The organism is Pseudomonas sp. Pmew2 (assembly GCF_058129885.1).
In genome coordinates this window covers 3,845,904-3,871,424 of record NZ_CM176702.1, presented here as the reverse complement: position 1 = coordinate 3,871,424, position 25,521 = coordinate 3,845,904, and the positions used below count along the sequence as shown (strand labels likewise).

The following is a 25,521-nucleotide window of genomic DNA, read 5'->3' as shown; positions in this document are numbered from 1 at the left end:
TCACTTCTCCTCGCACGCCTGGCGGAATACATCCCGAAAATGCTCTGCGGTGTGGCTCCAGACTCTGGCCTTGCCCATGTGCGAGGCGTTTTCGGCCCATTTTTTGACCAGCTCCGGATCCGCGCAAGCTTGCGTCAGAGCCTTTGCCAGTCCGTCCACATCGCCTTGCGGATAGATCATGCCGTTGCCGTGCGAGACTTCTTCGGCAAACGAGCGTGCATTAGAAGTAATCACGCCCCTGCCACACGCCACCGCCCATGACAGCGCGCCGCTGGTGCCGCGCAGTTTGCCCAGAAGCTTCAGTTTGCTCGATTCGCGATAAGGCAGGACCATCACGTGATGGGCCTGGATTACCTGCGGGATCTGCTCGGCAGGCAGGTCCAGTTGCCAGTCGATCAGATCGACAAGGCCCAGTTGGCGGATACGCAGGCGCAGTTGCTCCAGGTAGCTGCCGGACGGGCCGAAGGCCATTTCCGGCTCGCTGCCGCCTGCCAGGGTCAGGCGTACGGTCGACCTCAACGCAGGCTGCGCGGTGAAAACGCTGGCCAGCGCATCAAGCAGGTCTTCGATTCCCTTGCCGCGATAAATGAAGCCGAAATACAGCAGGCGCAATGGCTTCAGAGGTGGTAGCGGGGCGGGAGCGATGGCGACGTTGCCGTGACTGATCACCGCCATCTGTGCGGTTTTCAGCCCCATGCGCTGACGCAGGCTCTGGCTGCCCGCCTGGGTCAGTGTCACCAGACGGGTCATGTGCTGCGCCAATTGCCGTTCTTCACGCAGGCACAGCGGGTCGGCCAGCACCGTCGCCATTTCCGGCAGCGGTGAGCGCATGCCGCTGGCGATCGATAAGGGCCACGGCAGTTTTTCGCGCCGCCACACCAGCCGCTCGGGATCGTGCACTGTCGCGGTCAGCGGCAGCTTCGGGAAGCGTCGACGCAAGGCACGCAGGGCCTGAAACTCTGCCAGCCGTCCGCCACCCAGTTCGGCATGGACCAGATCGATTTCGCTCCAGTCCGTTTCGGCCACGCGCCGTTCTGCGGCACGTGGATCGTTGCCGACACCCAGCAGCGGTGTACTGACCTGCAGGCCGAGGCTTTCGAGCGCATGCCGCAGGTGACCGGCATAATCGGCGATGCCGGTCTGCTCGGGTGGCAGCGGCGCAAGCAGGGCAATGCGCATCAGCCTCGGCTCCCGATCCGCTTGAGGAAGTTAAGTACCTGCTCCGGTACCTCGAAACGACGGCGGTTGATAATGATGCCGTCGACTTTCTTGAATGCGGTATTGAGGTTATTCAAGGTGTCTTCCAGCATCGGCACGGTGGTGTCTTCGGCACGCACCACCAACACGATCAGGTCAGCCTTGCGTAGCAGCACAAAAGCATCCTGATTGGCGGAAAGTGCCGAAGCGTTGATCAACACGATTTCGCCAGGGCTGGCCGGCCCGCGGCCTTCGGTGCGGACCTGATGACCCTGTTCGATCAGCAAGGTGCTGAGCCGCTCGATCACGAACGACACGCCAGCGCCGGACTTGACCGAGGTGAAGCCGATGGTCAGGCCGCGCTCGTCTACCTGATCGAGCGGCAGAATGCCGTATACCCGGTGCAAATTGGAGGTGAAGGCTGCACTGCGTTCCTGAGCGCGTTCCAGGTCGGGCAGGCTGGTCCAGACCGGGACGCCGAAGCTGCTCTCGATCTTGTCGCCGTCGTGGATGCGCTGGTCCAGCAGGTAGAAGAAGTACAGCGCCACGGCACCAACCACAATACTCAGCGGGAATGCCAGAAACAGCATCAGCAGGCTTTTCGGGAACACCCGGCTGGGGTTGAAGGTGGCGTCTTCGATGGTCGCGATATTGCTGATCTGGCTGTTGTCCAGCTCACGGTCAATACGCGATTTTTCCAGGCTGTCCTTGTACAGCGCATAGCTTTTCTCTGCCGCATCCAGTTCGTTCTGCAGGCGCGAAAGCTCCGGCTCCAGATTCAGTGCCTGCTGGCGGTCGCTTTCCAGCTGCGCGATCTGCGCATTTTGCTGAACGAGCTGGGTTTGCAGGCGCGCGTAGCTGGTCTGCTGATCGGCGTACACGTTCTGCATGCGGTTGTAGATGGGGTTGGGAGTGATGCTTTCAGAGCGCTGGACGGTGGCTTCCTGTTCCTTGAGCAGCTTCTTGAGGTTGTTGACCTCCTCATTGATCGCCCGGATTGGCGGCGCCTCTTCCTTGAACGAGCGGAGCATTTCCTGACGCTCCACTTCCTTGCCGTTGATGCGGTTCTGCAAGTCCTGGCGATTGGGGTTCAACGCCAGTTCGCGACCTGCCGAGACTGTCTTGGGCTGCTCTGCCAACTGCTTTTTCAGCAGGTCCAGGCCGGCCTTGGTAGACGCAATGGAACGGGTTGTATTGTTACGCTCGGTACGCAGATCGTTGAGCCCCTGCGAGGTATCTGCCAGGCGCTGGGAAATACTCACTGCGCTCAACTGGTTCAGGTAATTCTGGATTTGCTTCTTGTACTCGATGATGTTCGCGCCAGTCGTTTTCACTTCCGATTCATAGAACGCGTACAGGCTGACCCGGCCCAGTGTCTTGGTACGTTGCAATTGATACTCGGTGATCCAGGTCCTGAGCACGGTCTGGGCGATGTCCGGGTCGTTCCAGGTAAATCTCAGCTCCATCACCGACGAGCCCGGTTCGTGGCTGACCTTGAAGTTTTTCTCCAGATCCTCGGCCAGACGTTCGGCCTGCGAGCGGTGCTCCACCAGACCGATAAATTGCAGAACGTTGCGCACGCCGTTGACGACTGCCCCGACGACTGCCTTGAGGCCGTTCTTCACCGACGCCAGAATGCCGGTTTCGGGCGGCACCATAGACAGCTCGGCGAGGTATTTCTCGGACACTGCACGCATGATCGGCCGTCCGCTGAGCATGCGCTCTTCATCGAGCAGCGGATCACGCAGGCCGCTCGGTATCACGATGGCCTGACGGTCTGACAGCTCGATAGGCACAGTGCTGCTGTCGCGGCCGGGCTTGACTAACAGCAAAGCCGTGGACTCGTAGCGGTTGGGGAGCAGAAACGCGCCCAGAAGGATGATGACGAAGGTCGCCACCACGGTGATCCTGACTTCGCGCTTGAAAATGAACAGCAGGCGCAGCAGGTCGCGGAATGAGCGGATGTTGATCATGTCTGTTTCCCTGACAATTAATTGTTGTTGCGCAGCTCGTAGTTCATGCCCAGTCCGATCGACTTCGCGAAGGGGATCAGCTGGTTGAAATACAGGGATACGCCGTCAACCTTGTTGCCGACCGATGATTTGGGAACGAACACGATATCGCCACGTTTCAGCAGTACCGGCGCTGTAGGGCCACCCGCACCACCCGCCCAGAGAAACTTGCTGTAATCAAAGAAGTAGGTCTTGTAGAGCCCGTTTTCTTCCTGACGCAGCAGCGCGACCTGGCCGGCATCGGCATCCAGCGCTACACCGCCCGCGCCGACAATCGCCTGATCGAGATTGGTGGCGACATTGACCGGCAATGTCACCGAGTTGCGCACGGCACCGCCGACAAATACGGTATTGCCCGGTGACTGGGAAATGTTGATGGTCAGTGCAGTCTCGCGGTAGACATTCTGCAGCTTGCTTTCCAGCAGGTCATTCAACTGCTGGAGTGTCAGGCCCGCAGCCTTGATAGTGCCGATGTAAGGGTAGGAAAAGGTGCCGTCGTTGAGCACCTGAAACAGGGTCAGCTCGTAGATGGAGTTGGCGGTAAACGCCGAAATCGACGGTGCCTCGCCGCTGTTGCGCACGATTCGCAGGGTATCGCCAGGGCGGATTCTTTCCGGCGGCAGCGGTTTGCCCGCCAGTGCGCGACCTGCTGCCTGACCGGCTTCAATTTGCGCACGGTCATCCGGTAAGCCCACCCTGGACGGGGTGTTACATGCACTCAACAGCAATAAGCTTGCGATCAGCATCATGCTTTTCATTGGTCCTGAACTCCTGTCGAGCACAAATACGGCTCCCTTGCGGGTAATAAATTCATGTTGGCGGGTACTGCCTGTTCCGGTTGCTATCAATTGAAAACCGAGTGAATCAAGCGGCGTTTGCCGCTCGTGGATCAGCTCTTCACAGTCTTGTCGGGAACACGTCCGTAAATATCGGTGAAACGCACGATATCGTCTTCGCCCAGGTACTCACCGCTCTGCACCTCGATCATCACCAGGTCGATGACGCCCGGATTGACCAGCCGGTGCGTGAACCCCGGTTTGATGAACGTCGACTCGTTGGTATCAAGCATGAATTCACGCTCGCCGTTGGTGACGGTGGCCATGCCGCTGACCACGATCCAGTGCTCGCTGCGGTGATGGTGCATCTGCAATGAGAGTGATGCCTGCGGGCGAACCACAATGCGCTTGATCTTGAAACGCTTGCCTTCTTCGAGCACCGTGTAGGTGCCCCACGGACGCGTGACGGTGCGGTGCAGACGGTAGGCATCATGGCCCTGGCTCTTGAGCTCCTGAGCGATGACCTTGACGTCCTGACTGCGGCGTCCGTCTGCGATCAGCAAGGCGTCGGGGGTGTCGATGATGATCAGGTTGTCGAGGCCGATAGCGCCCACCAGACGTTTGGGTGAGTCGATGTAGCAATTGCTGACGTCATGCAGCACGGCTTCGCCATTGCAGTAATTGCCTTGAGCGTCGACGGGAGACAGCTCACGCACGGCCTGCCAGGAACCGATGTCACTCCAGCCGAGTTGGCAGGGCACTACGGCGACCTTTTCGGATCGCTCCATCAGCGCGTAGTCGATGGAAATGTCCGGGGTCAGGGCAAACGATTCGCTGTCCAGCTCGACTTGCAGTTCACGATTGCCTTCCTTTCGCGGGCTCGATGCCAGGCAACTGCTGACCGCATTCAGCACGTCAGGCGCGTGAGTACGCAGCTCTTGAAGCACGGCATCGGCACGCATGCAGAACATCCCGGCATTCCAGAAATGCAGACCACCGTCCACATAGCCCTGGGCGGTGACTGCATCGGGTTTTTCGACAAAACGGGCGACCTGACAGGCATCGGCGTCAAGTGCCGGGCCTTTTTCGATATAGCCAAAACCGGTTTCCGCTGCGGTCGGCACGATGCCGAACGTCACCATCCAACCCTCAGTGGCCAGCTTCTGCGCGGCCGTCACTGCTCTGGAGAATTCCTCGACATTGGTAATCAGGTGATCAGCAGGCAAAACCAGCAACTGCGCGTCATCGCCATACAGCTGGCTGACATGCAGCGCAGCGGCAGCGACCGCCGCTGCGGTATTACGCCCGAAGGGCTCGAGGATGAAATCCAGACGCGCATTGCCTTTGTTCAACTGGCGATAGTCGTCCACCGTGCGGAAGTACACTTCCCGGTTGGTAACCGTCAGCAGGCGGTCAACTCCGGGCAGACCGACCGCCCGCAGGAAGGTCTTCTGCAGCAGGCTCTGGCCGTCGGGAAGGCGCATGAACGGCTTGGGCATGGCTTCTCGCGAGACCGGCCACAGACGGGTGCCGGAGCCACCGGCGATGATGCAGGGAATAAGCGTGCTCATCAGTAAGCCTCGCGAGTGAATAGCACTGCAGGCACAGTGCGCATAAGGATGTACAGGTCGAACCAGACAGACCAGTTTTCGATGTACTCGAGATCGAACTCGACGCGTTTTTCGATTTTTTCCACGGTGTCGGTTTCACCACGATAGCCGTTAATCTGCGCCAGCCCGGTGATCCCCGGTTTGACGCGATGCCGCGACGTGTATTCTTTCACCGCCTGCTCGAACAAAATCCCTGCAGCCTTGGTGGCCGTCGCATGTGGGCGTGGCCCGACCATTGACATGCTGCCTGCCGCTACATTGAACAGCTGTGGCAGTTCATCCAGGCTGGTCTTGCGAATGAAGCGCCCGACCCGTGTGATTCTGGCATCGCCACGGGTGGTCTGGCGCTCGGCCGTTGCATCGGCCTGGTGCTGATGCATGGAGCGGAACTTGAATACTTCGATCAGGCGATTGTTGTAACCGTAGCGCTTCTGGCGGAAAAACACCGGGCCTGGGGAGTCGAGCTTGATCGCCAGCGCAACCAGCAGCATTACCGGTGACAACACCAGCAAAGCGAGCGACGACAGAACGATATCTTCGGCGCGCTTGATGAATGGAGACCAGCCACTGAGCGGCAGATCCGACGCATTGAACATCGGCAGCCGGGCCACTTCGGTAATGCGGTTGTGGGTATGCCGGAAGGCAATCATGTCCGGCACCAGCAACACGTTGACCGGTAGCCTGCGCAGTTCGCGAATGATGTAATCCATGCGGTTTTCCGCCGTCCAGGGCAGGGCGACCAGCACCTGGGTCACTTTCTCTTCGCGAATCAGCCGTTCCAGGTCGCTGGTATTGCCCAGCAGAGGCAGGTTGGCTACGGTCTTGGGCATGCGACCGATCCGGTCGTCGATAAAGCCGGTGACACCCGAACGGATGTCCTGATGCTCAAGCAGGTACTCGGCCAGGCGCAGGCCATTTTCTGTCGCGCCCAGAATCACAGCGTGTTGCAGGAATACACCCTTGCGCATCTGCCGCTTGAACAGCATCAACAGCAGCAGGCGAATGATGCCGAACAGCGCCAGGCTGGTCAGGTACCAGATCAGCGATTCTTCGGGAGAGAGATAGCCGAACAGCCCCATTGCCTGTTGCATGAACAGCAATAGCCCGAAGGCTGCGGTCCAGGCAACTGCCAGCGCGCCCATGCGCAGATCGTTGCTGAACAACGCTTCGGAATAGACGCCCATGGCCTGAAACACCAACACGCCGACAAAGCCGAAAAACAGCAGCATGGTCAGATAACCCTGCTGTGTTTCCGGGCCGTCATGCTTGATAAGCAGCATGATTGCAAGGCCGGGCAGAATGCAGGCAATGCCATGGGCCAGGCGAATACCGAAAAGAAAGTATTCGACCAGACTGGTGCGGGTGAGCGAAAGACTGTCGACCGGCTGCAACCTCATAGAACTCCCTTACTCCCTGTATGCGTCTGGATCCTGCTGATCCCAGGCGATTTGCAATGACGCGTTTGCAGCTTCAAATAGGCATCTGTTCACAGATAGTGTCCAAGCGTAGCCAGTTACGTGTCGAGGTCATGACGAATCTGGACTGTCTTTTGTGAATATCACTTTATATATGTCGTCCTGTTCCGAATTTTATTTAAGACTTTTCAACCATTTGTAGATGAAACTTCCCCCAAGTGAGGGACCTGCTGTCAGTAAAGCTCATGAAACAAATAGCGTCAGTACAAAGGTGTGCCAACTCTGATGCAATCGTTGCTCCAGAGCTTCTGCTTCCGGGTTTTGCCCAGTATTGGCGGGGGTTGATCTGTTCTTGATGACGTGAAAAAAATTTCTGTGACGGGTGGGCCTTTTTGACATGTGCGGGGTCACAGTCATGCGTCGTGCGAAATGTATGCGGGCGCTGATTACAGAAAGAGCGTCGCTCGCAGGCTTCAATTCGTAGGGTTCGTCAGAGGAGGTGTCATGACACAACGCAGGGCAATGCTCATTCTTCACGGTAAACAGGCGCTCAACGAAGACGTACGTGATGCCGTTGCAGACAAGCGCAAGCAGGGCTGGGAGCTGGACGTGAGGCTCACCTGGGAAGCTGGCGATGCCCAGCGCCTGGTTGGCGAAGCGCTGGCCGCCGGGCATCGGCATATCGTGGCGGGCGGTGGTGATGGTACCTTGCGAGATATCGCCGAGGCCCTGGCGCTGGCCGAAACACAAGCCAGCCTGACTATTTTGCCGCTGGGCACTGCCAACGATTTTGCCCGCGCAGCCGGGGTGCCTCTTGAGGTCTCCAAGGCTCTGCAACTGATGGACGTAGCACCGCGTGCCGTCGATCTGGGTGAAGTCGGCGGCAAACTGTTCCTCAACATGGCTACCGGCGGCTTTGGCAGTCAGGTAACGGCCAACACATCCGAAGACCTGAAAAAGGTATTGGGCGGCGCGGCCTATCTGTTTACCGGCCTGACAAGGTTCAGCGAATTGCATGCTGCCCACGGCGAACTCACCGGGCCGGATTTCCACTGGCGTGGAGACCTGCTGGCGCTGGGTATCGGCAATGGCCGGCAGGCAGGCGGTGGACACGAGCTGTGCCCGACCGCACTGGCCGATGACGGTCTGCTCGACATCAGTATCCTGCCCGCGCCTCAGGAAGTGGTCGGCACGCTGAGGAGTCTGCTGGAAGGCGGGCTGGGCATCGACAACATGTTCATTCGCGCGCGTTTGCCTTGGGTAGAACTCAAGTCGGCTCAGGGGCTGGACATCAACCTCGATGGTGAGCCGTTGTCTGGCGAGGACTTGCGCTTCGAAGCTCGGCCGGGCGCGCTTCAGGTGCATTTGCCGGCGGATTCTCCGGTGCTGAGCCGTGCACCGATGCTCAATCGTCCAGACTGATAATCCGCTCGCGAACGCAAAATAGTACCAGCCCGGCGACGTCGAATATCTGTAGCCGCTTCATGACCTGGGAGCGGTGGGTCTCGATGGTCTTGATGCTCAGTCCCAGGCCGACGGCAATCTCACGTGTGGACTTGCCGCGCACGATCAGACGCAGGATTTCCAGCTGGCGAGCGGTCAGGTGATACCGCTCCTTGGTCGCCTGGGCCCTGTCCGAGCGTGTTCCGCGCAGGGCGCGCTCGATAACGGTATGAGCGATGGCCGGGCTCAGGTAGCGTTCGTTGTTGCGCAGCGCTTCCAGTGCCTGTTCCAGTTCGGTCGCGGTGGTGTCCTTGAGCAGATAGCCGCGAGCCCCGATGTCGAGCGCACGCATGATCATGTCCGGATCGGTGTGCATCGACAGGATCAAGACCTTGCAATGTGGCTGTACTTTAAATAGTTGTTCAAGCGCCTCAAGGCCGTCGACGCTCTTCATCCAGATATCGAGCAGGATGATGTCGGGTTTGAGTCGCTGCGCCAGGCTCGACAACTGCGCGCCGTCCGCCGTTTCACCGATAATGGCGTAGCCCGGCATTTCTGCAACCAGCGCTCGCACGCCGGCTCTGATCAGGGAGTGGTCGTCGACCAGTAACAGATTGCAGGTCATTGTGGCTTCTTGTGTAAATGGGACCGCCGAGGCGTGCTTTCAGTCCCTGGTCAACCTTTAAGACGATTTGAAAGCAGTGAAGACAATAGGACGGAAAACCCTGACGTGACAACATCACTTCAATGACATTGCGTGTGTGATGCTCGACAGTCGAGCGTTATCGTTGGGTTGCATCCTTCACCGCTGCCGATTGCGAGGAAGCGCTGGCCAGCTTTTCCAACAGCTCCAGCTGTTCGTTGTTGTCCATCGTCAACTCACCCGTTTGCGGATCGAGAAGCTCGACCTGCCAGGACATCAGCATCAGGCAGTTTTTGACGGTCAGCAGGGTTTCCTGTGAGAGTTCATTGGCCTGGTCGCCGCTTTTCAATAATTGACACAGCTGACGTGAAAACTCGGCAATACAAGGCACAGGCGCGGCTTCCGCCTCCTGGGCCAGCGTGCGCAGGGTGGTCAGAAGGCAGCCGGTGGCGTCCTCGTCGTTGGGGATCAACTCCAGGTGCGAAAGACATTCTTCCGACTTGTACAGAAGTGCCTGAGAGGTGCTCAGGAACTGGTCGTGCTTATGCTGCCAATCGTTGTTGCTCAGCATCCTTTGTCTCCACTGATCATGGATAGCGAACTTCCGCCCGCGGCGAATGGCTGACAGTTAATGTCGATTTCAAACAAAAGTATGTAGGGCATTTCTGAATGTTGCCAGCGCCGCTTGATTACAAGGTTTGAAAAGCGGACACGAACCTGACGCCATTCTTGTATTGAGAATGGCGTCACAATAGTGGCAATTAGATGTCGATCATATCAGGTTATCCCCGATTGACTTTTTGTGCTTCTTTGATTTTTACCTTGAGCGACTGGGTATGTTCAGGCTTTTCCAGGACGCGCTCATCGTCGTATTTGTCTGGCAGGAAAGCGACACCAGTAAATCATGATGGTAAAGTGATATCAATACTGAGAATGGCCTTTCATCGCCATTAAGGTCCGGCTGGTTTCAGCCGATACAGGCTCAACAGACTCATCGTGACCATTGCTTCAGGAGCTAATAATGGCAGGCATTCTCGACACAGTAGATCAGCGCACACAACTGGTGGGCGAGAATCGCCTGGAAATCCTCATGTTTCGCCTTGCCGGTCGGCAATTGTTTGCGATCAACGTGTTCAAGGTCCAGGAAGTATTGCAGCTACCCAAGCTGACCCTCATGCCGCAACGCCACTCGTTCGTCTGTGGCGTAGTCAACCTGCGTGGCCAGACCCTGCCGGTGATCGACCTTTCCCAGGCCATTGGTATGCGGCCGCTGGTGCCGGGGCCTGGCAGCACGATCATCGTCACCGAGTACAATCGCTCGGTTCAGGCCTTCCTGGTCGGTGGTGTGGATCGCATCGTCAACATGAACTGGGACGCGATCATGCCGCCGCCGGCCAGCGCCGGTCGTCAGCATTACCTGACGGCGATCAGCAAGGTCGATGACCAACTGGTAGAAATCATCGACGTCGAAAAAGTACTTGCCGAGATCGTGCCGTACAACGCCAAGGTGTCCCGCGAGAAGCTCGAAGACCCGGTACTGGAAAATGCCCGTGGTCGTGAGGTGTTGCTGGTCGATGACTCCAAGGTGGCACTGGCGCAGTTGCGCGACACGCTGTCTCAATTGGGCCTCAAGCTGCACGTGGCCAGTGATGGTCTCAAGGCGTTGAACATGCTCAAGGGTTGGGCGGACGCGGGCGAGAACGTCCATGAAAAGCTGCTGATGGTATTCACCGATGCCGAAATGCCGGAAATGGACGGTTATCGCCTGACCACCGAGATTCGCAACGATCCGCGTTTGCGCAGTCTGTACATCGTTCTGCACACCTCGTTGTCCGGCAGCTTCAACGAATCGATGGTCAAGAAGGTCGGTTGCGACAACTTCCTCTCCAAATTCCAGCCCGACAAGCTGGTCGAAGTAGTGCGCGAACGTCTTTTGATGATTGGCTGATACCTCGCGCGATTGTTGATCGCGGATGCCTGCCGCTCCGGCTTCGGATAAGCTTCGATGTCTTCGTCAAAGCTTATCCCGCCATCAAAGGAACCGGCTCTCATGTTGCGTCTCAGCTCTCTCTATCGTTTCCCTCTCAAATCCTGCAAGGCGGAGACGCTGCAACGCGCGTCGTTCGACCAGTTGGGGTTGGCGGGGGACCGACGCTGGATGCTGGTCGACGAAAGCAACGGTCGGTTCTTCACTCAGCGCGCCCTGTCGCACATGTCCCAACTGACGGTGTTGTGGAATGCCCGCGGCGGTGTAACCCTTTCGGCACCCGGTTTCGAGCCTCTGGACGTCGCGGTTCCGCTGGATATCGAGTCAAACCTGCGCGGTGTGACAGTCTGGCGTGATTCGTTGCAGGTGCCGGACGCTGGCGATGTGGCAGCCGAATGGGTCAGCCGGTTTATTGGCAAGCCCACCCGCATGGTTTATCTGCCGGCAGAGCGTGCGCGCTGGCTGCCCGGGGGCTATCAGACGATTAACGATCGGGTGAGTTTTGCCGATGGCTTCCCGTTGCTGCTGATTGGTCAGGGCTCGCTCGATGACCTGTCGACCCGCCTGGGCAGGCCATTGGAAATGCTGCGCTTCAGACCCAATCTGGTGGTTGAAGGGGCCGAGGCCTTTGCCGAGGATGGCTGGAAGCGCATCCGTATCGGCGACATCGAATTCCAGCTACTCAAGCCTTGCGCGCGCTGCATTCTCACCACTATCGATCCCGCTACCGGCGAGCGCAGCCCGGATCGCGAACCCTTCGCCACGCTCAAGACCTATCGGGAAGTGGAGGGTAACGTGCTGTTTGGCCAGAACGTGGTCAACGAGGGGCTGGGCGAGCTTGAAGTGGGTATGCCGGTCGAAGTGCTGGAATAGGCGTTGCGTGGCGGCAGGAGTGCTCTGAGAAGCACTCCTGCCGACCGGTCACTGATCGTCGAAAAACCGCTCGTGCCAGTCAACCAGCGGCTGAGGCGAGTTGAGTTTCTGGCCATAGATCACCGAATAGGACAACACGTTCTGCACGTACTGGCGGGTTTCATCGAACGGTATGCTCTCTACCCAGACATCGAAGGCCAGGTGATTGGCACCTTTCAGCCATTGGCGTACGCGGCCTGGCCCGGCGTTGTAGGCGGCTGAAGCAAGCACGCGGTTGCCGTTGAACTGGGCATGCACCGAACTCAGGTAGGCGGCGCCCAGCTGAATGTTGGTGTCCGGGTCCAGCACCTGCTGCGGCGAGGCCAGCGGGATGCTGAACTTGCGGGCAGTTTCCTTGGCGGTGGCAGGCATCAACTGCATCAGCCCGCTGGCACCGACGCCCGAGCGAGCGTCATCCATGAAGGCGCTCTCCTGGCGCGTAATGGCGAATACCCAGCTTGAGTGCAGCCCACGCACCTTGGCTTCGCGTACCAGTGTGTCGCGATGGGCCATCGGGAAGCGGATGTCCAGATCATCCCAGTATTGCGCCTGGCTGATCGTGCGAATGGCCGGGAAATACCATTTCAGGTCGTAGGCCAGTTTGGCCTGGGCAACCATTTCGTCACGGTTGAACTGGCGGCTGACGTGATACCACTCGCGTCGTCCATCGACGATTTCGCCGCGATCATGAAACTCCAGCGCACGACGCACTCCAGGGGTATTGCGTACCTTGTTGATCAGCGCCTGGCTGAGCACCAGGGGCTTGTTGTTGAGCTGATAGGGGCTTTGTGTGCGATCGGCCGCCAGAAAACCGTAGAAGTCGCGTTCTTTGGCCACGTCCTTGTACAGAGCGGCAATCAGCGGGCTGTTGGGCTGCGCCAGTTCCAGAGAGCGGGCTTCCCAGTAACGCCAGCGATTGGTTGCAGCAAGGTCCTTGGGCAGTCGACGTGCCAGTTCGTAGGCATCTTCCCAGCGACCCAGCCGCAGCAGCAGACGCATACGCCACTCGGTAACCGTATTGTCGCGCAGCTCCGGGTCGTACCGGGTCATGACCTCCAGGGCGCGGTCGTCGTAGCGACGTGCCAGGGTCAGGCCGATTTCCTTGGCAATTTCCACCTGCTCTTCACGGGAGAAGTGCATGGTTGCCGCGTAGCCATCGAGCATCGACAGGGCTTTCTGCGGATCCTCCTTGGCCAGTCTGCGCAGGCCAAGGCCGACCACATCGGACATGGCTTCATCCACCGGCGCAAACTGCGCGGGGTTGTTGACCATTTCCGGCTTCTGGGCGACGGCCAGCAGCAGGCGTCCTTGCGGGGCCAGCGAGTTGAGACTGTTGACCAGTGTGTTGGCCAGGCTGTAATTGCGTGCCTGAGCGGCCAGTTTGGCCCGTTGCCAGCGTTTCTGCTCTGTCAACTGGCCTGCGGCTGCCCATTGCGCGAAAAAGCCGTCACAGGCGGCTGGCAGTGTCTTGCCGGTCATCCACAGTTTTTCTGCGCTGGCATAGCCTTCGGCACGCTTGTTGTTGCTCAACTGGTATTGGCCGTACAGGCAATCCAGTTCGACGAAATTCATTTTCGGGTCGTAGTACTTGACGAACGGTTGCCAGTCACCGCGTTCCGCCAGCCAGCGCAACCAGCGCAACTTCATCCAGTTGGCCTGTGGCAGGTCTCCATGCTCGGCAAGAAACTTCTCGATTTCCGCGTTGCTGGCAGTCTTCAGGCGCGCCGTCAGCTCGTCGTATTCGAGGTAGGGCTCCAGCGGATAATCGGCCAGCGCCGTGCTGTACATCTGATACGGGCCTGAATCGCCCTTGGCCAGCGCACGCTTGGCTTCGTCGTAATACTTGCGTTGTTGGTTGAGGTCTACCGCATGAGCAGTCTGGATGGCGGTGGTGGAGAGGAGCAGGCACGATAAAAAGCTGAACAAACGACTGCGCATGAGACTTCCGAGCAGATGAGTCGTGAAAAGTATTGCTAGCTTAGCCTTTTGCCAGCTCATGGTGAAAGCATTGCCGACGAGCTTGTCTCATATGGAAATAATTGTCGGTTATGAAGGGTATGTGGAAGTTGTCACGGGTGCCACGATTCCCGACATCCGCCGGTTATCTCAGGTAGAATGCGCGCCCGGTTTTTGGAGAAGCTCATGACCCTGCTCAAATTCAGCGATGTGTCCCTTGCTTTCGGCGCCATGCCGTTATTGGACAAGGTGTCCTGGCAGATCGCCCGTGGTGAGCGGGTGTGCATCATCGGCCGTAACGGCACAGGCAAATCCAGCATGTTGAAGCTGGTAAAAGGCGTTCAGAAGCCTGATGACGGGGCTGTCTGGCGTGCGCCCGGCCTCAAGATCGGCGAATTGCCCCAGGAATTGCCGGTAGCCGACGGACGGACTGTCTTCGACGTGGTGGCCGAAGGTCTGGATGGCGTCGGTGCGTTGCTGGCCGAATACCACCATCTGGCGCAGAACTGCGTCACCGAGGAAGACCTGAACAAGCTGATGCATGTTCAGCAGGACCTCGAAGCCCGTGATGGCTGGCGCCTGCAGCAACTGGTCGAGAGCACTCTCAGCCGCTTGCAGTTGCCTGCCGACAAGACCCTGGCCGAGTTGTCAGGTGGCTGGCGTCGCCGTGTTCTGCTGGCTCAGGCGCTGGTTTCCGAGCCGGATCTGCTGCTGCTCGACGAGCCGACCAACCACCTGGATATTGGCGCTATCGCCTGGCTTGAAGAAGCCCTCAAGGATTTCCAGGGTGCGGTGCTGTTCATCACGCACGACCGGGCATTCCTGCAAAACCTTGCGACCCGTATTCTTGAGCTGGACCGCGGTGGCCTGATCGACTGGGACGGCGATTACGCCAGTTTTCTGGTCCACAAGGAAGCCGCACTGGCAGCCGAAGAGACTGCCAACGCACTGTTCGACAAGCGTCTGGCTCAGGAAGAGGTCTGGATCCGGCAGGGCATCAAGGCTCGTCGTACCCGTAACGAAGGCCGCGTGCGTGCCCTGAAGGAGCTGCGTGTAGAGCGTAGCGAGCGCCGTGAGCGTACCGGCAAGGCCAATATCCAGCTCGATACTGCCGAAAAGTCCGGCAAGCAGGTCATGGTTCTCGACAACGTCAGCTTTGCCCATCCGGGTGGCCCGATGTTGATCAAGGATTTCTCCATGGTCCTGCAGCGCGAAGACCGTATCGGTCTGCTCGGCGCGAACGGCACCGGCAAGACCACATTGCTCAAGCTGATGCTCGACAACCTGCAGCCGACCGGTGGCAAGGTTGAAGTCGGTACGCGTCTCGATGTGGCCTATTTCGACCAGTTGCGTCACCAGCTCGACCTGGAAAAGACCGTGATCGACAACGTTGCCGAGGGGCGTGACTTCATCGACATCGATGGCCAGAGCCGTCATGTCCTGAGTTACCTGGGTGACTTCCTGTTCAGCCCGCAACGTGCCCGCACGCCAGTCAAGGCGCTGTCCGGTGGCGAGCGTGCCCGTCTGTTGCTGGCCAAGCTGTTCAGCAAGCCTGCCAACCTGCTGGTGCTCGACGAACCGACCAACGACCTGGACGTCGAAACTCTGGAGCTGCTCGAAGAGGTCTTGCTGACCTTCAAGGGCACCGTGCTGATGGTCAGTCACGACCGGGCATTCCTGGACAACGTCGTCACCAGCACGCTGGTGTTCGAAGGTGAAGGCAAGGTTCGCGAATACGTCGGTGGTTATCAGGACTGGCTGCGTCAGGGCGGTTCGCCGCGTCTTCTGGGTGTTGCCGACACCAAGTCGGGCAAGGCCGAACTGGCCAGCGCTGTGGTGCAGGCCGCACCGGTTGCCGCGCAGGACATGCCGGTCGCCAAGAAGAAGCTTAGCTACAAACTTCAGCGCGAGCTGGAGGCGCTGCCTGCACAGATCGATGAGGTTGAAGGCAAGATGGCCGTCCTGACTGCAGAAATGGCCGAGCCGGGCTTTTACCAGCGTTCTGCGGAACAGACTGCTGCCGTGCTGGCGCAGCTGGAAAACCTGCAGGCCGAGCTGGACAAGCTGCTGGAGCGCTGGGCCGAACTGGACGAGTGATCGCTGACGCGTTCGTGTGATGCAAAAAAGCCCGGGTAACCGGGCTTTTCGATGTAGCAGGTCAGATTACTCGGGCTTTTTAAGGCTCACTGCCAGCACATCGCACGGAGCACCGTGCAGGACGTCGTTGGCGGTGGAGCCAAGCAACAAGGCCAGGCCATGGCGGCCATGGCTGCCGACAACGATCAGGTCGCAAGCTTCGCTCTTGGCCAGCTTGTGGATTTCCTGTCGTGGCTGACCAAACACCATATGGCTTTCACTGTTTTCCAGCTGCGGGTACTTGAGTTTGAGCTTTCCGAGCTTTTCCCTGGCCTGATCGATCTGTTGTTGTTGCAATTGCGAAAGGTCCATCGGGACATCACCGCCAAATGCCATGGCGATTGGCTCGACGATGTGCACCACTGACAGTTTTGCTTCGCTGGCCTTGGCCAGCAAGCTGGCGCGACGGATGACCGGGTCACACTCATCGGTGAGGTCGATGGCAACCAGAATGTGTTCGTACGGCATGAGGGTGTCCTCCGGGAACATTGCGATGGTGGGAGTATGGCTCTTTCGTTCGCATCTGGGCAGACCCTTGTGCAAGCCATTGTTTTCAAAAATGTTGTGAGAAGTCCGAAATCGGCTTGGGGGCAAGAAATATGACGGTCTGGATAGTCCTGTCAATCATTGGTGTGATGCTGAGCCCGCTTGTGTGGTTGCGCCCGTCGCGTCATCAGAGCGGCAGGATGGCATTGCGCATGGAGGCGCGCCGTCTGGGAATGGGTATGCAGCTTGCCCCGCAAGAGTGGCCGCACTGGCTGACGAAAGAGCCGCCAAGCCCTTGCGCGCAGTACCATCGCCCGCGGCTGGGCTCGCATGCAGATGCCTGGGTTTACTGGCAGAGCGAGCCGGGCGTCTGGCGCAACCGCTGGCGTGAGGTCTGCGAAGATCCAAAGCTGCTGCCTCATCTGCAGACGTTGCCCGCAGATGCCTACAAGGTCGAAGCTGACGGGCAGATGGTTGCCGTGTACTGGGCGGAGCGGGGCGAGGCAGAAGTGTTGCAGCGTATTGATAAGCTGCTCAGGGAATTGGCCTGAGCCTGACTCTCAGGCATTAAATCGCAGGCATTAAAAAGCCCGATAACAACATCGGGCCGGGGTTGGCCAGGCAGGCCGATAATTCGTCGCGTGCCGACAGGCTTTCACCGCCATGTCGGCCTTCGCTGTTGCGCACCCGCAAATCAGCTGCATTGCGAGCCTCTTGTGGCGCAGTGTTGCGACTCTAGCCCTTTTGCTCCATTTTGTCGCGATTCCTGCAAATATTTTTTGTATGTGCCCTCAGGCGGTGCGTCCGCACCTGATTTTCCTGGCCTACAGCTGTCTCGTGTCACGCTCTCTAGATCAGGCTACAGCACCTGAGTTCGGCTACTATCACGCTGGCGAATGATGGCGGATCGCACACAGGCGTGGGCATTATGGAGTGCCTGCATATTCCCGCGAAAACGAATATTTTCGAGTGTTTAGTCGAATTGACAATCTCTCGGTTATGCCTGATGGTGTGCGTACCCAAATCAAACGGGCGTATGAAATGATCGTTTGGTCGTCAGAAGGCTCTGACAGAATCCTGGCTACCACGTCGCGGCGGGTAAACGTGTGATTTGGCGAGTTCATCGACGGCGACGTCGTAGCCCCGTCGGACATTAATGTCCGGCGGGTATTGTTCAGCTTCCATATTGTGGAGATCAGTTGATGATTTACGAAGGTAAAGCCATCACGGTTAAGGCTCTTGAAAGTGGCATCGTCGAATTGAATTTCGATCTCAAGGGTGAGTCCGTCAACAAGTTCAACCGCCTCACCCTCAATGAATTGCGTCAGGCAGTCGATGCAATCAAGGCCGATGCCTCGGTCAAGGGCGTGATCGTCAGCAGTGGCAAGGACGTGTTCATCGTCGGTGCCGACATCACCGAGTTCGTCGACAACTTCAAGTTGCCGGAAGCCGAACTGGTTGCGGGCAATCTGCAAGCCAACAGGATTTTCAGCGATTTCGAAGATCTGGGCGTGCCCACCGTTGTCGCTATCAACGGCATTGCGCTGGGCGGCGGTCTGGAAATGTGCCTGGCCGCAGACTATCGGGTCATCTCCAGCAGTGCTCGCATCGGTCTGCCCGAAGTCAAGCTGGGCCTATACCCTGGTTTCGGCGGTACTGTGCGTTTGCCGCGCATCATCGGTGCTGACAACGCAATCGAATGGATCGCGTCAGGCAAGGAAAGCTCCGCAGAGGATGCTCTGAAGGTTGGTGCCGTTGATGCGGTAGTTGCACCCGAGAAGCTTCAGGCCGCGGCCCTTGACCTGATTCAGCGCGCCATTTCCGGCGAGCTCGACTACAAGGCCAAGCGCCAGCCCAAGCTGGACAAGCTCAAGCTCAATGCCATCGAGCAAATGATGGCATTCGAAACCGCCAAAGGTTTTGTCGCAGGTCAGGCCGGACCGAACTATCCGGCACCGGTCGAGGCCATCAAGACCATCCAGAAAGCCGCCAATTTCGGTCGTGACAAGGCGCTGGAAATCGAAGCCGCCGGTTTCGTGAAAATGGCCAAGACATCTGCTGCGCAGAGCCTTATCGGCCTGTTTCTGAACGATCAGGAACTGAAAAAGAAAGCCAAGGGCTACGACGCAGTCGCCAAGGAAGTGAAACAGGCCGCCGTACTGGGCGCCGGGATCATGGGCGGCGGCATTGCCTATCAGTCGGCAGTCAAGGGCACGCCCATCCTGATGAAGGACATCCGCGAAGAAGCCATTCAGCTGGGTCTGAACGAAGCCTCCAAACTGCTTGGCGGCCGTCTGGAAAAAGGCCGTCTGACTGCGGCGAAGATGGCCGAAGCGCTTAACGCGATTCGTCCTACGCTTTCCTACGGCGATTTCGGCAACGTCGACCTGGTGGTCGAAGCGGTTGTCGAAAACCCGAAGGTCAAGCAGGCGGTACTGGCGGAAGTCGAAGCCAACGTGGGTGAGCACACCATTCTGGCGTCCAACACTTCGACCATCTCGATCAGCTTGCTGGCCAAGGCCCTCAAGCGTCCGGAAAACTTCGTCGGCATGCACTTCTTCAACCCGGTGCACATGATGCCGCTGGTGGAAGTGATCCGTGGCGAGAAGTCCAGCGAAGAAGCGGTCGCCACGACCGTTGCCTACGCCAGGAAAATGGGCAAGAACCCGATTGTGGTCAACGACTGCCCGGGCTTTCTGGTCAACCGCGTACTGTTTCCGTACTTCGGCGGTTTTGCCAGGCTGGTCAGCGCAGGCGTGGATTTCGTGCGCATCGACAAGGTCATGGAGAAATTCGGCTGGCCGATGGGGCCTGCCTACCTGATGGACGTTGTCGGTATCGACACCGGCCACCATGGCCGTGATGTCATGGCCGAAGGTTTCCCTGACCGGATGAAGGATGATCGCCGCTCTGTGGTTGACGCGCTGTATGAAGCCAAACGTCTGGGACAGAAGAACGGCAAGGGCTTCTACGCCTACGAGACCGACAAGAAGGGCAAGCCCAAGAAGGTCAATGACCCGGCTGTGCTGGATGTGCTCAAGCCGATCGTCTACGAACAGCGTGAAGTGAGCGATGAAGACATCATCAACTGGATGATGATCCCGTTGTGCCTGGAAACGGTTCGCTGCCTGGAAGACGGCATCGTCGAAACCGCTGCCGAAGCCGACATGGGCCTGATCTACGGTATTGGTTTCCCTCCATTCCGTGGCGGTGCGCTGCGCTACATCGACTCCATCGGTGTTGCCGAATTCGTTGCCCTGGCTGACCAATACGCCGAGCTGGGTGCCCTGTATCAACCGACCGCGAAGCTGCGTGAAATGGCCAGTAAAGGCCAGAGCTTCTTCGGTCAAGCGTCTTCCGAGGAATGAACGAATGAGCCTTAATCCAAGAGACGTCGTGATTGTCGACTTCGGTCGTACCCCGATGGGTCGCTCCAAGGGCGGCATGCACCGTAACACCCGTGCTGAAGACATGTCCGCGCATTTGATCAGCAAATTGCTCGAGCGCAACAACAAGGTTGATCCGGCTGAAGTCGAGGACGTGATCTGGGGCTGTGTCAACCAGACCCTGGAGCAGGGTTGGAACATCGCGCGCATGGCGTCATTGCTGACCCAGATCCCGCACACTTCGGCTGCGCAGACAGTAAGCCGTCTGTGTGGTTCGTCCATGAGCGCGCTGCACACCGCTGCGCAGGCGATCATGACCAACAACGGTGACGTGTTCGTCATCGGTGGTGTGGAGCACATGGGCCACGTCAGCATGATGCATGGCGTGGACCCGAACCCGCACATGTCCCTGCACGCTGCCAAAGCCTCCGGAATGATGGGCCTGACCGCTGAAATGCTCGGCAAAATGCATGGCATCACCCGCGAGCAGCAGGATGCCTTCGGCCTGCGTTCCCACCAGTTGGCCCACAAGGCGACGCTGGAAGGCAAGTTCAAGGATGAGATCATCCCGATGCAGGGGTATGACGAGAACGGCTTCCTCAAGGTCTTTGACTACGATGAGACCATTCGTCCGGACACCACCCTGGAAAGTCTCGCCGCGCTCAAGCCGGCGTTCAATCCAAAAGGTGGCACCGTGACTGCCGGTACGTCCTCGCAGATCACTGACGGTGCGTCGTGCATGATTGTCATGTCGGCGCAGCGCGCCCAGGACCTCGGTATCCAGCCTCTGGCGGTGATTCGCTCGATGGCCGTGGCCGGTGTCGACCCAGCGATCATGGGCTATGGTCCGGTTCCGGCAACTCAGAAAGCGCTCAAGCGTGCAGGCCTGACGATCGCCGATATCGACTTCATCGAGCTCAACGAAGCCTTCGCTGCACAGGCCTTGCCGGTGTTGAAAGATTTGAAAGTGCTCGACAAGATGAACGAGAAGGTTAACCTGCACGGCGGCGCCATCGCTCTGGGTCATCCGTTTGGGTGTTCCGGCGCGCGCATCTCCGGCACCTTGCTCAATGTCATGAAGCAAAATCGCGGCACCTTCGGTGTGTCTACCATGTGTATTGGTCTGGGGCAGGGCATCGCGACCGTTTTCGAACGCGTCTGATTCCTGTGTGTGATGCGAGCCGGGGCTTGGTGCCCCGGCTTTTGTTTTTTGAAAAAAATGAACCGCCCCGGGTTTCTCGGAGACCCTTTTGTTTGAGTCATGCCACCTGGGCAGACTCGGTGAGTTGCTGATAATAGATTGCTTCTGCTTCGACCGGTGGAATATGACCGATTGGCTCCAGCAGGCGGCGGTGATTGAACCAGTCCACCCATTTCAGGGTTTCCAGCTCCACCGCCCCCCGTGTGGGCCAAGAGCGTCGATGAATCACTTCAGCCTTGTAAAGACCATTGATGGTCTCAGCCAAAGCATTGTCGTAAGAGTCACCGACACTCCCGACCGATGGCTCAATACCGGCTTCGACAAGACGCTCGGTATAGCGAATGGACACGTACTGCACGCCACGGTCACTGTGGTGAATGAGTCCACCCTGCTTGACTGGGCGACGGGCGTAAAGGGCTTGCTCCAGTGCATCGAGTACAAAATCGGTACGCGCTGAACTGGACACCTTCCAACCGACGATGAATCGGGCAAAGACATCAATGATGAAGGCCACGTAAACAAAACCCTGCCAGGTACTGACGTAGGTAAAGTCCGATACCCATAGGGCGTTCGGGCACTCAGCCACAAACTGACGGTTGACATGATCCTGCGGGCACGGCCTGGCTTGGTCGCTGACCGTCGTCTTGACGGGCTTGCCGCGTACCACGCCTTGCAGGCCCAGCTCTCCCATCAGACGTTGCACCGTACAGCGGGCGACTTGCAGTCCGTCACGCAGCAATTGTCGCCAGACCTTGCGCACGCCATATACCTGGAAGTGCTCATCCCAGACTCGCTGGATGTGCTCACCCAGTTCCTGGTCACGCTGCGCACGCGCTGACTGCTGGCTGGGGTCAGCCTGCTGAGCAGCGTACCGGTAGTACGTCGACGGGGCGATTGGCAACACCTTGCAAATCGGCTCGACCCCGTAAGACTGGCGGTTTTCATCAATAAACGTCTTCATCGTTTGAATGGGCGGTCGAGCTCCGCCTGGGCAAAATAGGCTGAGGCCTTACGCAAGATCTCGTTAGCTTGACGCAACTGACGGTTCTCACGCTCCAAGAGCTTGACTCGCTCACGTTCGACTGTGCTCAGCCCATCACGCTGGCCGCTGTTGCGCTCAGATTGGCGAACCCACAGCCGTAATGTCTCGGGCGTGCAGCCGATCTTGGGGGCAATGGCACTGATGGTGGCCCACTGCGACTCGTACTCAGGAAGGTGTTCGAAAACCATCCTGATGGCCCGCTCACGGACCTCTGGGGAATACTTCGGTAGTTTTTTCATCGCTCCATCCTCTCAAAGGTTGGAGTCTCCGAGAAACCCGGGGCGGTTCAAAAGGTTTCTTCAGCCAAATTTTTTGAACGTGTTTACAAGAGGACCGCAGCATGCAACTGCAACCAGGGCTCTATCGCCATTACAAAGGCCCGCAGTACCGGGTTTTCAGTGTTGCCAGGCATTCCGAAACCGAAGAGGAAGTCGTGTTCTATCAGGCTCTGTACGGCGATTTCGGGATGTGGGTGCGTCCCTTGAGCATGTTTCTGGAGTCGGTCGAGGTTGACGGCGAGCACGTCCCGCGCTTTGCTCTGGTTGAGGCTGAACCCAGCCTGTTTCACCAACGTGAGAAGGAATTGCACAACAGGCTGTGCTTGACCTCACCTTGTAGCCACTATATATAGCGTGGCCTTTACAAGCTCCTCACTGTCTTTCATCTAGTTATTCAGGAATTTTCTGATCCATGGGCAAATCGCTGGTCATCGTGGAATCCCCGGCTAAGGCCAAGACCATCAACAAGTATTTGGGCAACCAGTACGTGGTGAAGTCGAGTATCGGCCATATCCGAGACCTGCCCACCAGCGGTTCGGCTAGTGCCGCCAAAGACCCTGCCGCCAAGCGTGGCAAGGCTGCTGCGGGCGAGGGCCCGGTACTGACGCCTAAAGAAAAGGCGCAGCGCCAGCTGGTCTCGCGCATGGGAGTCGATCCGGAACATGGCTGGAAGGCCAAGTACGAGATCCTTCCTGGCAAGGAAAAGGTCATTGAAGAGCTGCGCAAGCTCGCCAAGGATGCCGACACCATCTATCTCGCGACGGACTTGGACCGCGAAGGGGAAGCCATTGCCTGGCACCTGCGCGAAGCCATCGGCGGGGATGACAGCCGCTACAAGCGCGTGGTGTTCAACGAGATCACCAAGAAAGCCATTCAGGAAGCGTTTTCCAAGCCAGGCGAGCTGGACATTGCCCGGGTCAACGCTCAGCAGGCGCGTCGTTTCCTTGACCGCGTCGTAGGCTACATGGTCTCGCCGCTGCTCTGGCAGAAAGTGGCCCGTGGTTTGTCTGCCGGTCGTGTGCAGTCGGTTGCGGTGAAGCTGGTGGTGGAGCGTGAGCGTGAAATTCGCGCGTTCAACCCTGAAGAATACTGGGAAATCCACGCCGATCTGGGCACCGCCAAAGGCGCCAATGGGCGGTTCGAAGTGGCGCGTGAAAACGGCGAAGCGTTCAAACCGCTGAACGAAACCCAGGCCATGGTAGCCCTTGAAAAGCTCAAGGCGTCCAGCTACAGCATCGTCAAGCGTGAAGACAAGCCGACCAGCAGCAAGCCCTCGGCGCCGTTCATCACCTCGACCCTGCAGCAGGCGGCGAGCAATCGCCTGGGCTTCGGCGTCAAGAAGACCATGATGATGGCACAGCGCTTGTATGAGGCTGGCTACATCACTTATATGCGTACCGACTCGACCAATCTATCGGCCGACGCGGTAAGCATGGCGCGTGACTACATCGAAACCGAGTTCGGCAAGAAGTACCTGCCGGAATCGCCTAACGTCTACAGCAGCAAGGAAGGCGCGCAAGAGGCTCACGAAGCGATTCGACCTTCCGACGTCAACACCCACCCGAGCAAGCTTGCCGGGATGGAGCGTGACGCCGAGCGCCTTTACGAGTTGATCTGGCGTCAGTTCGTGGCTTGCCAGATGCTGCCTGCACAATACCTGTCGACCACTGTCACGGTCGCCGCAAGCGACTTCGAGCTGCGCGCCAAGGGCCGCATCCTCAAGTTCGACGGCTATACCCGTGCGTTGCCACAGATGGCCAAGCCGGGCGATGACGACGTTTTGCCGGACATGGCGCAGGGCGAAGCGCTGAAGCTGAACAAGCTCGACCCCAGCCAGCACTTCACCAAGCCGCCAGCGCGTTATTCCGAAGCCAGTCTGGTCAAGGAAATGGAAAAGCGCGGTATCGGTCGCCCGTCGACCTACGCCGCGATCATTTCGACCATTCAGGACCGTGGCTACGTGGCGCTGCACAATCGCCGCTTTTACTCGGAAAAAATGGGTGACATCGTCACCGGACGTCTGTCCGAAAGCTTTTCCAACCTGATGGACTATGGCTTTACCGCCGGGATGGAAGAAAACCTCGACGACGTGGCTCAGGGTGAGCGCGACTGGAAAAGCGTCCTGGACGAGTTCTACGGTGATTTCCGTAAAAAGCTCGACGTGGCCGAGGCCGCTGATGGCGGCATGCGTGCCAACCAGCCGGTGATGACCGATATCCCGTGCAAGGTATGCGGCCGCCCGATGCAGATTCGCACCGCCTCGACGGGTGTGTTTCTGGGGTGCTCCGGCTACAGCCTGCCGCCCAAGGAACGCTGCAAGGCGACTGTCAATCTGACCCCCGGCGACGAAATTGCCGACGATGACGAGGGCGAGTCCGAGTCGCGGGTTCTGCGCGGGAAACATCGCTGCCCGATCTGTAGCACGGCGATGGACGCGTATCTGCTCGACGAAAAGCACAAACTGCACATATGCGGCAACAACCCCGATTGCACAGGTTACGAGATCGAGGAAGGCACTTACCGGATCAAAGGCTACGAAGGCCCGAGTCTGGAATGCGACAAGTGCGGCAGCGAAATGCAGCTCAAGACCGGTCGTTTCGGCAAGTTCTTCGGCTGTACCAATCCGGAGTGCAAGAACACCCGCAAGCTGCTGAAAAGCGGCGACGCAGCACCACCGAAGATGGACCCGGTGAAGATGCCGGAGCTCAAGTGCGACAAGGTCGACGACACCTACATTCTGCGTGACGGCGCTTCGGGCCTGTTCCTGGCTGCCAGCCAGTTCCCGAAAAACCGTGAAACCCGTGCCCCGCTGGTTATCGAGATCGCGCCGCACAAGGACGAAATCGATCCCAAGTACCACTTCCTTTGCGAAGCGCCGAAGAAGGATCCGGACGGTCGTCCAACAGTGATCCGTTACAGTCGCAAGACCAAAGAGCAGTATGTCCAGACCGAAGTAGAGGGCAAGCCTACGGGCTGGCGTGCGTTCTACGACGGCAGCGCCTGGAAGGTTGAAGACAAGCGTTGATCGCAAGCGCCCGACG

General features: G+C 58.4%; 19 protein-coding genes and 1 other annotated feature. Of the genes, 9 read left to right on the top strand and 10 right to left on the bottom strand.

What is annotated here, in order from left to right; all coding sequences use genetic code 11:
- The 5 genes from AC4ANK_RS17645 to AC4ANK_RS17625 form a co-directional block, all read right to left on the bottom strand.
- Positions 1 to 1,179: a glycosyltransferase gene (locus AC4ANK_RS17645; RefSeq protein ID WP_002554123.1), complete on the bottom strand. Its 1,179-nt coding sequence runs from the start codon at positions 1,177 to 1,179 to the stop codon at positions 1 to 3.
- Positions 1,179 to 3,170 carry a GumC family protein gene (locus AC4ANK_RS17640; protein ID WP_002554122.1) on the bottom strand — a complete coding sequence of 664 codons (1,992 nt, stop codon included), beginning with the start codon at positions 3,168 to 3,170 and terminating at the stop codon, positions 1,179 to 1,181. Before AC4ANK_RS17640 ends, AC4ANK_RS17645 begins: the two co-directional genes overlap by 1 nt.
- A gap of 17 nt (positions 3,171 to 3,187) precedes the next feature.
- Positions 3,188 to 3,967, bottom strand: a complete 780-nt coding sequence (locus AC4ANK_RS17635) for a polysaccharide biosynthesis/export family protein (RefSeq protein ID WP_002554121.1) — start codon at positions 3,965 to 3,967, stop codon at positions 3,188 to 3,190.
- Positions 3,968 to 4,098: 131 nt separating this feature from the next.
- Entirely contained in the window at positions 4,099 to 5,556 is a 1,458-nt protein-coding gene (locus AC4ANK_RS17630) for a mannose-1-phosphate guanylyltransferase/mannose-6-phosphate isomerase (RefSeq protein WP_002554120.1), read from the bottom strand.
- Positions 5,556 to 6,992, bottom strand: coding sequence for an undecaprenyl-phosphate glucose phosphotransferase (locus AC4ANK_RS17625; protein WP_005732642.1), 1,437 nt, complete (start codon positions 6,990 to 6,992; stop codon positions 5,556 to 5,558). Before AC4ANK_RS17625 ends, AC4ANK_RS17630 begins: the two co-directional genes overlap by 1 nt.
- A gap of 522 nt (positions 6,993 to 7,514) precedes the next feature.
- On the opposite strand from AC4ANK_RS17625, the gene yegS reads away from it, so the two are divergent.
- Positions 7,515 to 8,432 carry a lipid kinase YegS gene (yegS, locus tag AC4ANK_RS17620; protein ID WP_002554118.1) on the top strand — a complete coding sequence of 306 codons (918 nt, stop codon included), beginning with the start codon at positions 7,515 to 7,517 and terminating at the stop codon, positions 8,430 to 8,432.
- Here yegS and AC4ANK_RS17615 read toward each other — a convergent pair.
- Both AC4ANK_RS17615 and AC4ANK_RS17610 read right to left on the bottom strand, forming a co-directional pair.
- The gene (locus AC4ANK_RS17615; protein ID WP_002554117.1) at positions 8,416 to 9,078 is read right to left on the bottom strand and encodes a response regulator; all 663 of its coding nucleotides are present in this window, start codon (positions 9,076 to 9,078) and stop codon (positions 8,416 to 8,418) included. The genes yegS and AC4ANK_RS17615 overlap by 17 nt on opposite strands.
- Before the next feature lie 157 nt (positions 9,079 to 9,235).
- Entirely contained in the window at positions 9,236 to 9,667 is a 432-nt protein-coding gene (locus tag AC4ANK_RS17610) for a hypothetical protein (RefSeq protein WP_002554116.1), read from the bottom strand.
- 450 nt (positions 9,668 to 10,117) lie between these two features.
- Between AC4ANK_RS17610 and AC4ANK_RS17605 the strand changes: the two genes are divergently transcribed.
- Both AC4ANK_RS17605 and AC4ANK_RS17600 read left to right on the top strand, forming a co-directional pair.
- Positions 10,118 to 11,044, top strand: a complete 927-nt coding sequence (locus AC4ANK_RS17605; protein WP_002554114.1) for a chemotaxis protein CheV — start codon at positions 10,118 to 10,120, stop codon at positions 11,042 to 11,044.
- Between the two features lie 102 nt (positions 11,045 to 11,146).
- Positions 11,147 to 11,956, top strand: coding sequence for an MOSC domain-containing protein (locus AC4ANK_RS17600; RefSeq protein ID WP_005732645.1), 810 nt, complete (start codon positions 11,147 to 11,149; stop codon positions 11,954 to 11,956).
- Positions 11,957 to 12,004: 48 nt separating this feature from the next.
- Here AC4ANK_RS17600 and AC4ANK_RS17595 read toward each other — a convergent pair whose 3' ends face one another.
- Positions 12,005 to 13,933, bottom strand: a complete 1,929-nt coding sequence (locus AC4ANK_RS17595) for a transglycosylase SLT domain-containing protein (RefSeq protein ID WP_002554112.1) — start codon at positions 13,931 to 13,933, stop codon at positions 12,005 to 12,007.
- Positions 13,934 to 14,137: 204 nt separating this feature from the next.
- Here AC4ANK_RS17595 and AC4ANK_RS17590 point away from each other — a divergent pair, with 204 nt between their 5' ends.
- Positions 14,138 to 16,048: an ATP-binding cassette domain-containing protein gene (locus tag AC4ANK_RS17590; RefSeq protein ID WP_002554111.1), complete on the top strand. Its 1,911-nt coding sequence runs from the start codon at positions 14,138 to 14,140 to the stop codon at positions 16,046 to 16,048.
- Between the two features lie 66 nt (positions 16,049 to 16,114).
- Here the strand turns inward: AC4ANK_RS17590 and AC4ANK_RS17585 are convergent, their stop codons facing one another.
- Positions 16,115 to 16,555 carry a universal stress protein gene (locus AC4ANK_RS17585; protein ID WP_002554110.1) on the bottom strand — a complete coding sequence of 147 codons (441 nt, stop codon included), beginning with the start codon at positions 16,553 to 16,555 and terminating at the stop codon, positions 16,115 to 16,117.
- Between the two features lie 131 nt (positions 16,556 to 16,686).
- On the opposite strand from AC4ANK_RS17585, the gene AC4ANK_RS17580 reads away from it, so the two are divergent.
- The 3 genes from AC4ANK_RS17580 (at position 16,687) to fadA (ending at position 21,121) form a co-directional block, all read left to right on the top strand.
- On the top strand, positions 16,687 to 17,124 hold the full coding sequence (locus AC4ANK_RS17580) for a hypothetical protein (RefSeq protein ID WP_002554109.1): 438 nt from the start codon (positions 16,687 to 16,689) through the stop codon (positions 17,122 to 17,124).
- Positions 17,125 to 17,775: 651 nt separating this feature from the next.
- Positions 17,776 to 19,941, top strand: coding sequence for a fatty acid oxidation complex subunit alpha FadB (gene fadB / locus AC4ANK_RS17575; protein WP_002554107.1), 2,166 nt, complete (start codon positions 17,776 to 17,778; stop codon positions 19,939 to 19,941).
- Positions 19,942 to 19,945: 4 nt separating this feature from the next.
- Positions 19,946 to 21,121, top strand: a complete 1,176-nt coding sequence (fadA, locus tag AC4ANK_RS17570) for an acetyl-CoA C-acyltransferase FadA (RefSeq protein WP_002554106.1) — start codon at positions 19,946 to 19,948, stop codon at positions 21,119 to 21,121.
- A gap of 97 nt (positions 21,122 to 21,218) precedes the next feature.
- On the opposite strand, the gene AC4ANK_RS17565 is transcribed toward fadA, so the two are convergent.
- A protein-coding gene (locus tag AC4ANK_RS17565; protein ID WP_095178853.1) for an IS3-like element IS51 family transposase occupies positions 21,219 to 22,441 on the bottom strand; the annotation gives its coding sequence in 2 pieces (ribosomal slippage) (positions 21,219 to 22,156 and positions 22,156 to 22,441; 1,224 coding nt in all).
- Positions 22,047 to 22,163, bottom strand: a sequence feature (AL1L pseudoknot). (Overlaps the previous gene by 117 nt.)
- A gap of 101 nt (positions 22,442 to 22,542) precedes the next feature.
- On the opposite strand from AC4ANK_RS17565, the gene AC4ANK_RS17560 reads away from it, so the two are divergent.
- Entirely contained in the window at positions 22,543 to 22,833 is a 291-nt protein-coding gene (locus AC4ANK_RS17560; RefSeq protein WP_002554105.1) for a DUF1653 domain-containing protein, read from the top strand.
- A 59-nt stretch (positions 22,834 to 22,892) separates the two neighbouring features.
- Positions 22,893 to 25,505, top strand: coding sequence for a type I DNA topoisomerase (topA, locus tag AC4ANK_RS17555; protein ID WP_002554104.1), 2,613 nt, complete (start codon positions 22,893 to 22,895; stop codon positions 25,503 to 25,505).
- The last annotated feature ends 16 nt before the right edge of the window (positions 25,506 to 25,521 follow it).

Coding starts and splice junctions, on each gene's coding strand:
- AC4ANK_RS17625 (WP_005732642.1), bottom strand. CDS start 6,992: ATGAGGTTGCAGCCGGTCGACAGTCTTTCGCTCACCCGCACCAGTCTG.
- AC4ANK_RS17615 (WP_002554117.1), bottom strand. CDS start 9,078: ATGACCTGCAATCTGTTACTGGTCGACGACCACTCCCTGATCAGAGCC.
- fadA (WP_002554106.1), top strand. CDS start 19,946: ATGAGCCTTAATCCAAGAGACGTCGTGATTGTCGACTTCGGTCGTACC.
- AC4ANK_RS17630 (WP_002554120.1), bottom strand. CDS start 5,556: ATGAGCACGCTTATTCCCTGCATCATCGCCGGTGGCTCCGGCACCCGT.
- AC4ANK_RS17580 (WP_002554109.1), top strand. CDS start 16,687: ATGACGGTCTGGATAGTCCTGTCAATCATTGGTGTGATGCTGAGCCCG.
- AC4ANK_RS17560 (WP_002554105.1), top strand. CDS start 22,543: ATGCAACTGCAACCAGGGCTCTATCGCCATTACAAAGGCCCGCAGTAC.
- AC4ANK_RS17640 (WP_002554122.1), bottom strand. CDS start 3,170: ATGATCAACATCCGCTCATTCCGCGACCTGCTGCGCCTGCTGTTCATT.
- fadB (WP_002554107.1), top strand. CDS start 17,776: ATGATTTACGAAGGTAAAGCCATCACGGTTAAGGCTCTTGAAAGTGGC.
- AC4ANK_RS17590 (WP_002554111.1), top strand. CDS start 14,138: ATGACCCTGCTCAAATTCAGCGATGTGTCCCTTGCTTTCGGCGCCATG.
- AC4ANK_RS17635 (WP_002554121.1), bottom strand. CDS start 3,967: ATGAAAAGCATGATGCTGATCGCAAGCTTATTGCTGTTGAGTGCATGT.
- AC4ANK_RS17595 (WP_002554112.1), bottom strand. CDS start 13,933: ATGCGCAGTCGTTTGTTCAGCTTTTTATCGTGCCTGCTCCTCTCCACC.
- AC4ANK_RS17585 (WP_002554110.1), bottom strand. CDS start 16,555: ATGCCGTACGAACACATTCTGGTTGCCATCGACCTCACCGATGAGTGT.
- AC4ANK_RS17645 (WP_002554123.1), bottom strand. CDS start 1,179: ATGCGCATTGCCCTGCTTGCGCCGCTGCCACCCGAGCAGACCGGCATC.
- AC4ANK_RS17605 (WP_002554114.1), top strand. CDS start 10,118: ATGGCAGGCATTCTCGACACAGTAGATCAGCGCACACAACTGGTGGGC.
- topA (WP_002554104.1), top strand. CDS start 22,893: ATGGGCAAATCGCTGGTCATCGTGGAATCCCCGGCTAAGGCCAAGACC.
- AC4ANK_RS17600 (WP_005732645.1), top strand. CDS start 11,147: ATGTTGCGTCTCAGCTCTCTCTATCGTTTCCCTCTCAAATCCTGCAAG.
- AC4ANK_RS17610 (WP_002554116.1), bottom strand. CDS start 9,667: ATGCTGAGCAACAACGATTGGCAGCATAAGCACGACCAGTTCCTGAGC.
- yegS (WP_002554118.1), top strand. CDS start 7,515: ATGACACAACGCAGGGCAATGCTCATTCTTCACGGTAAACAGGCGCTC.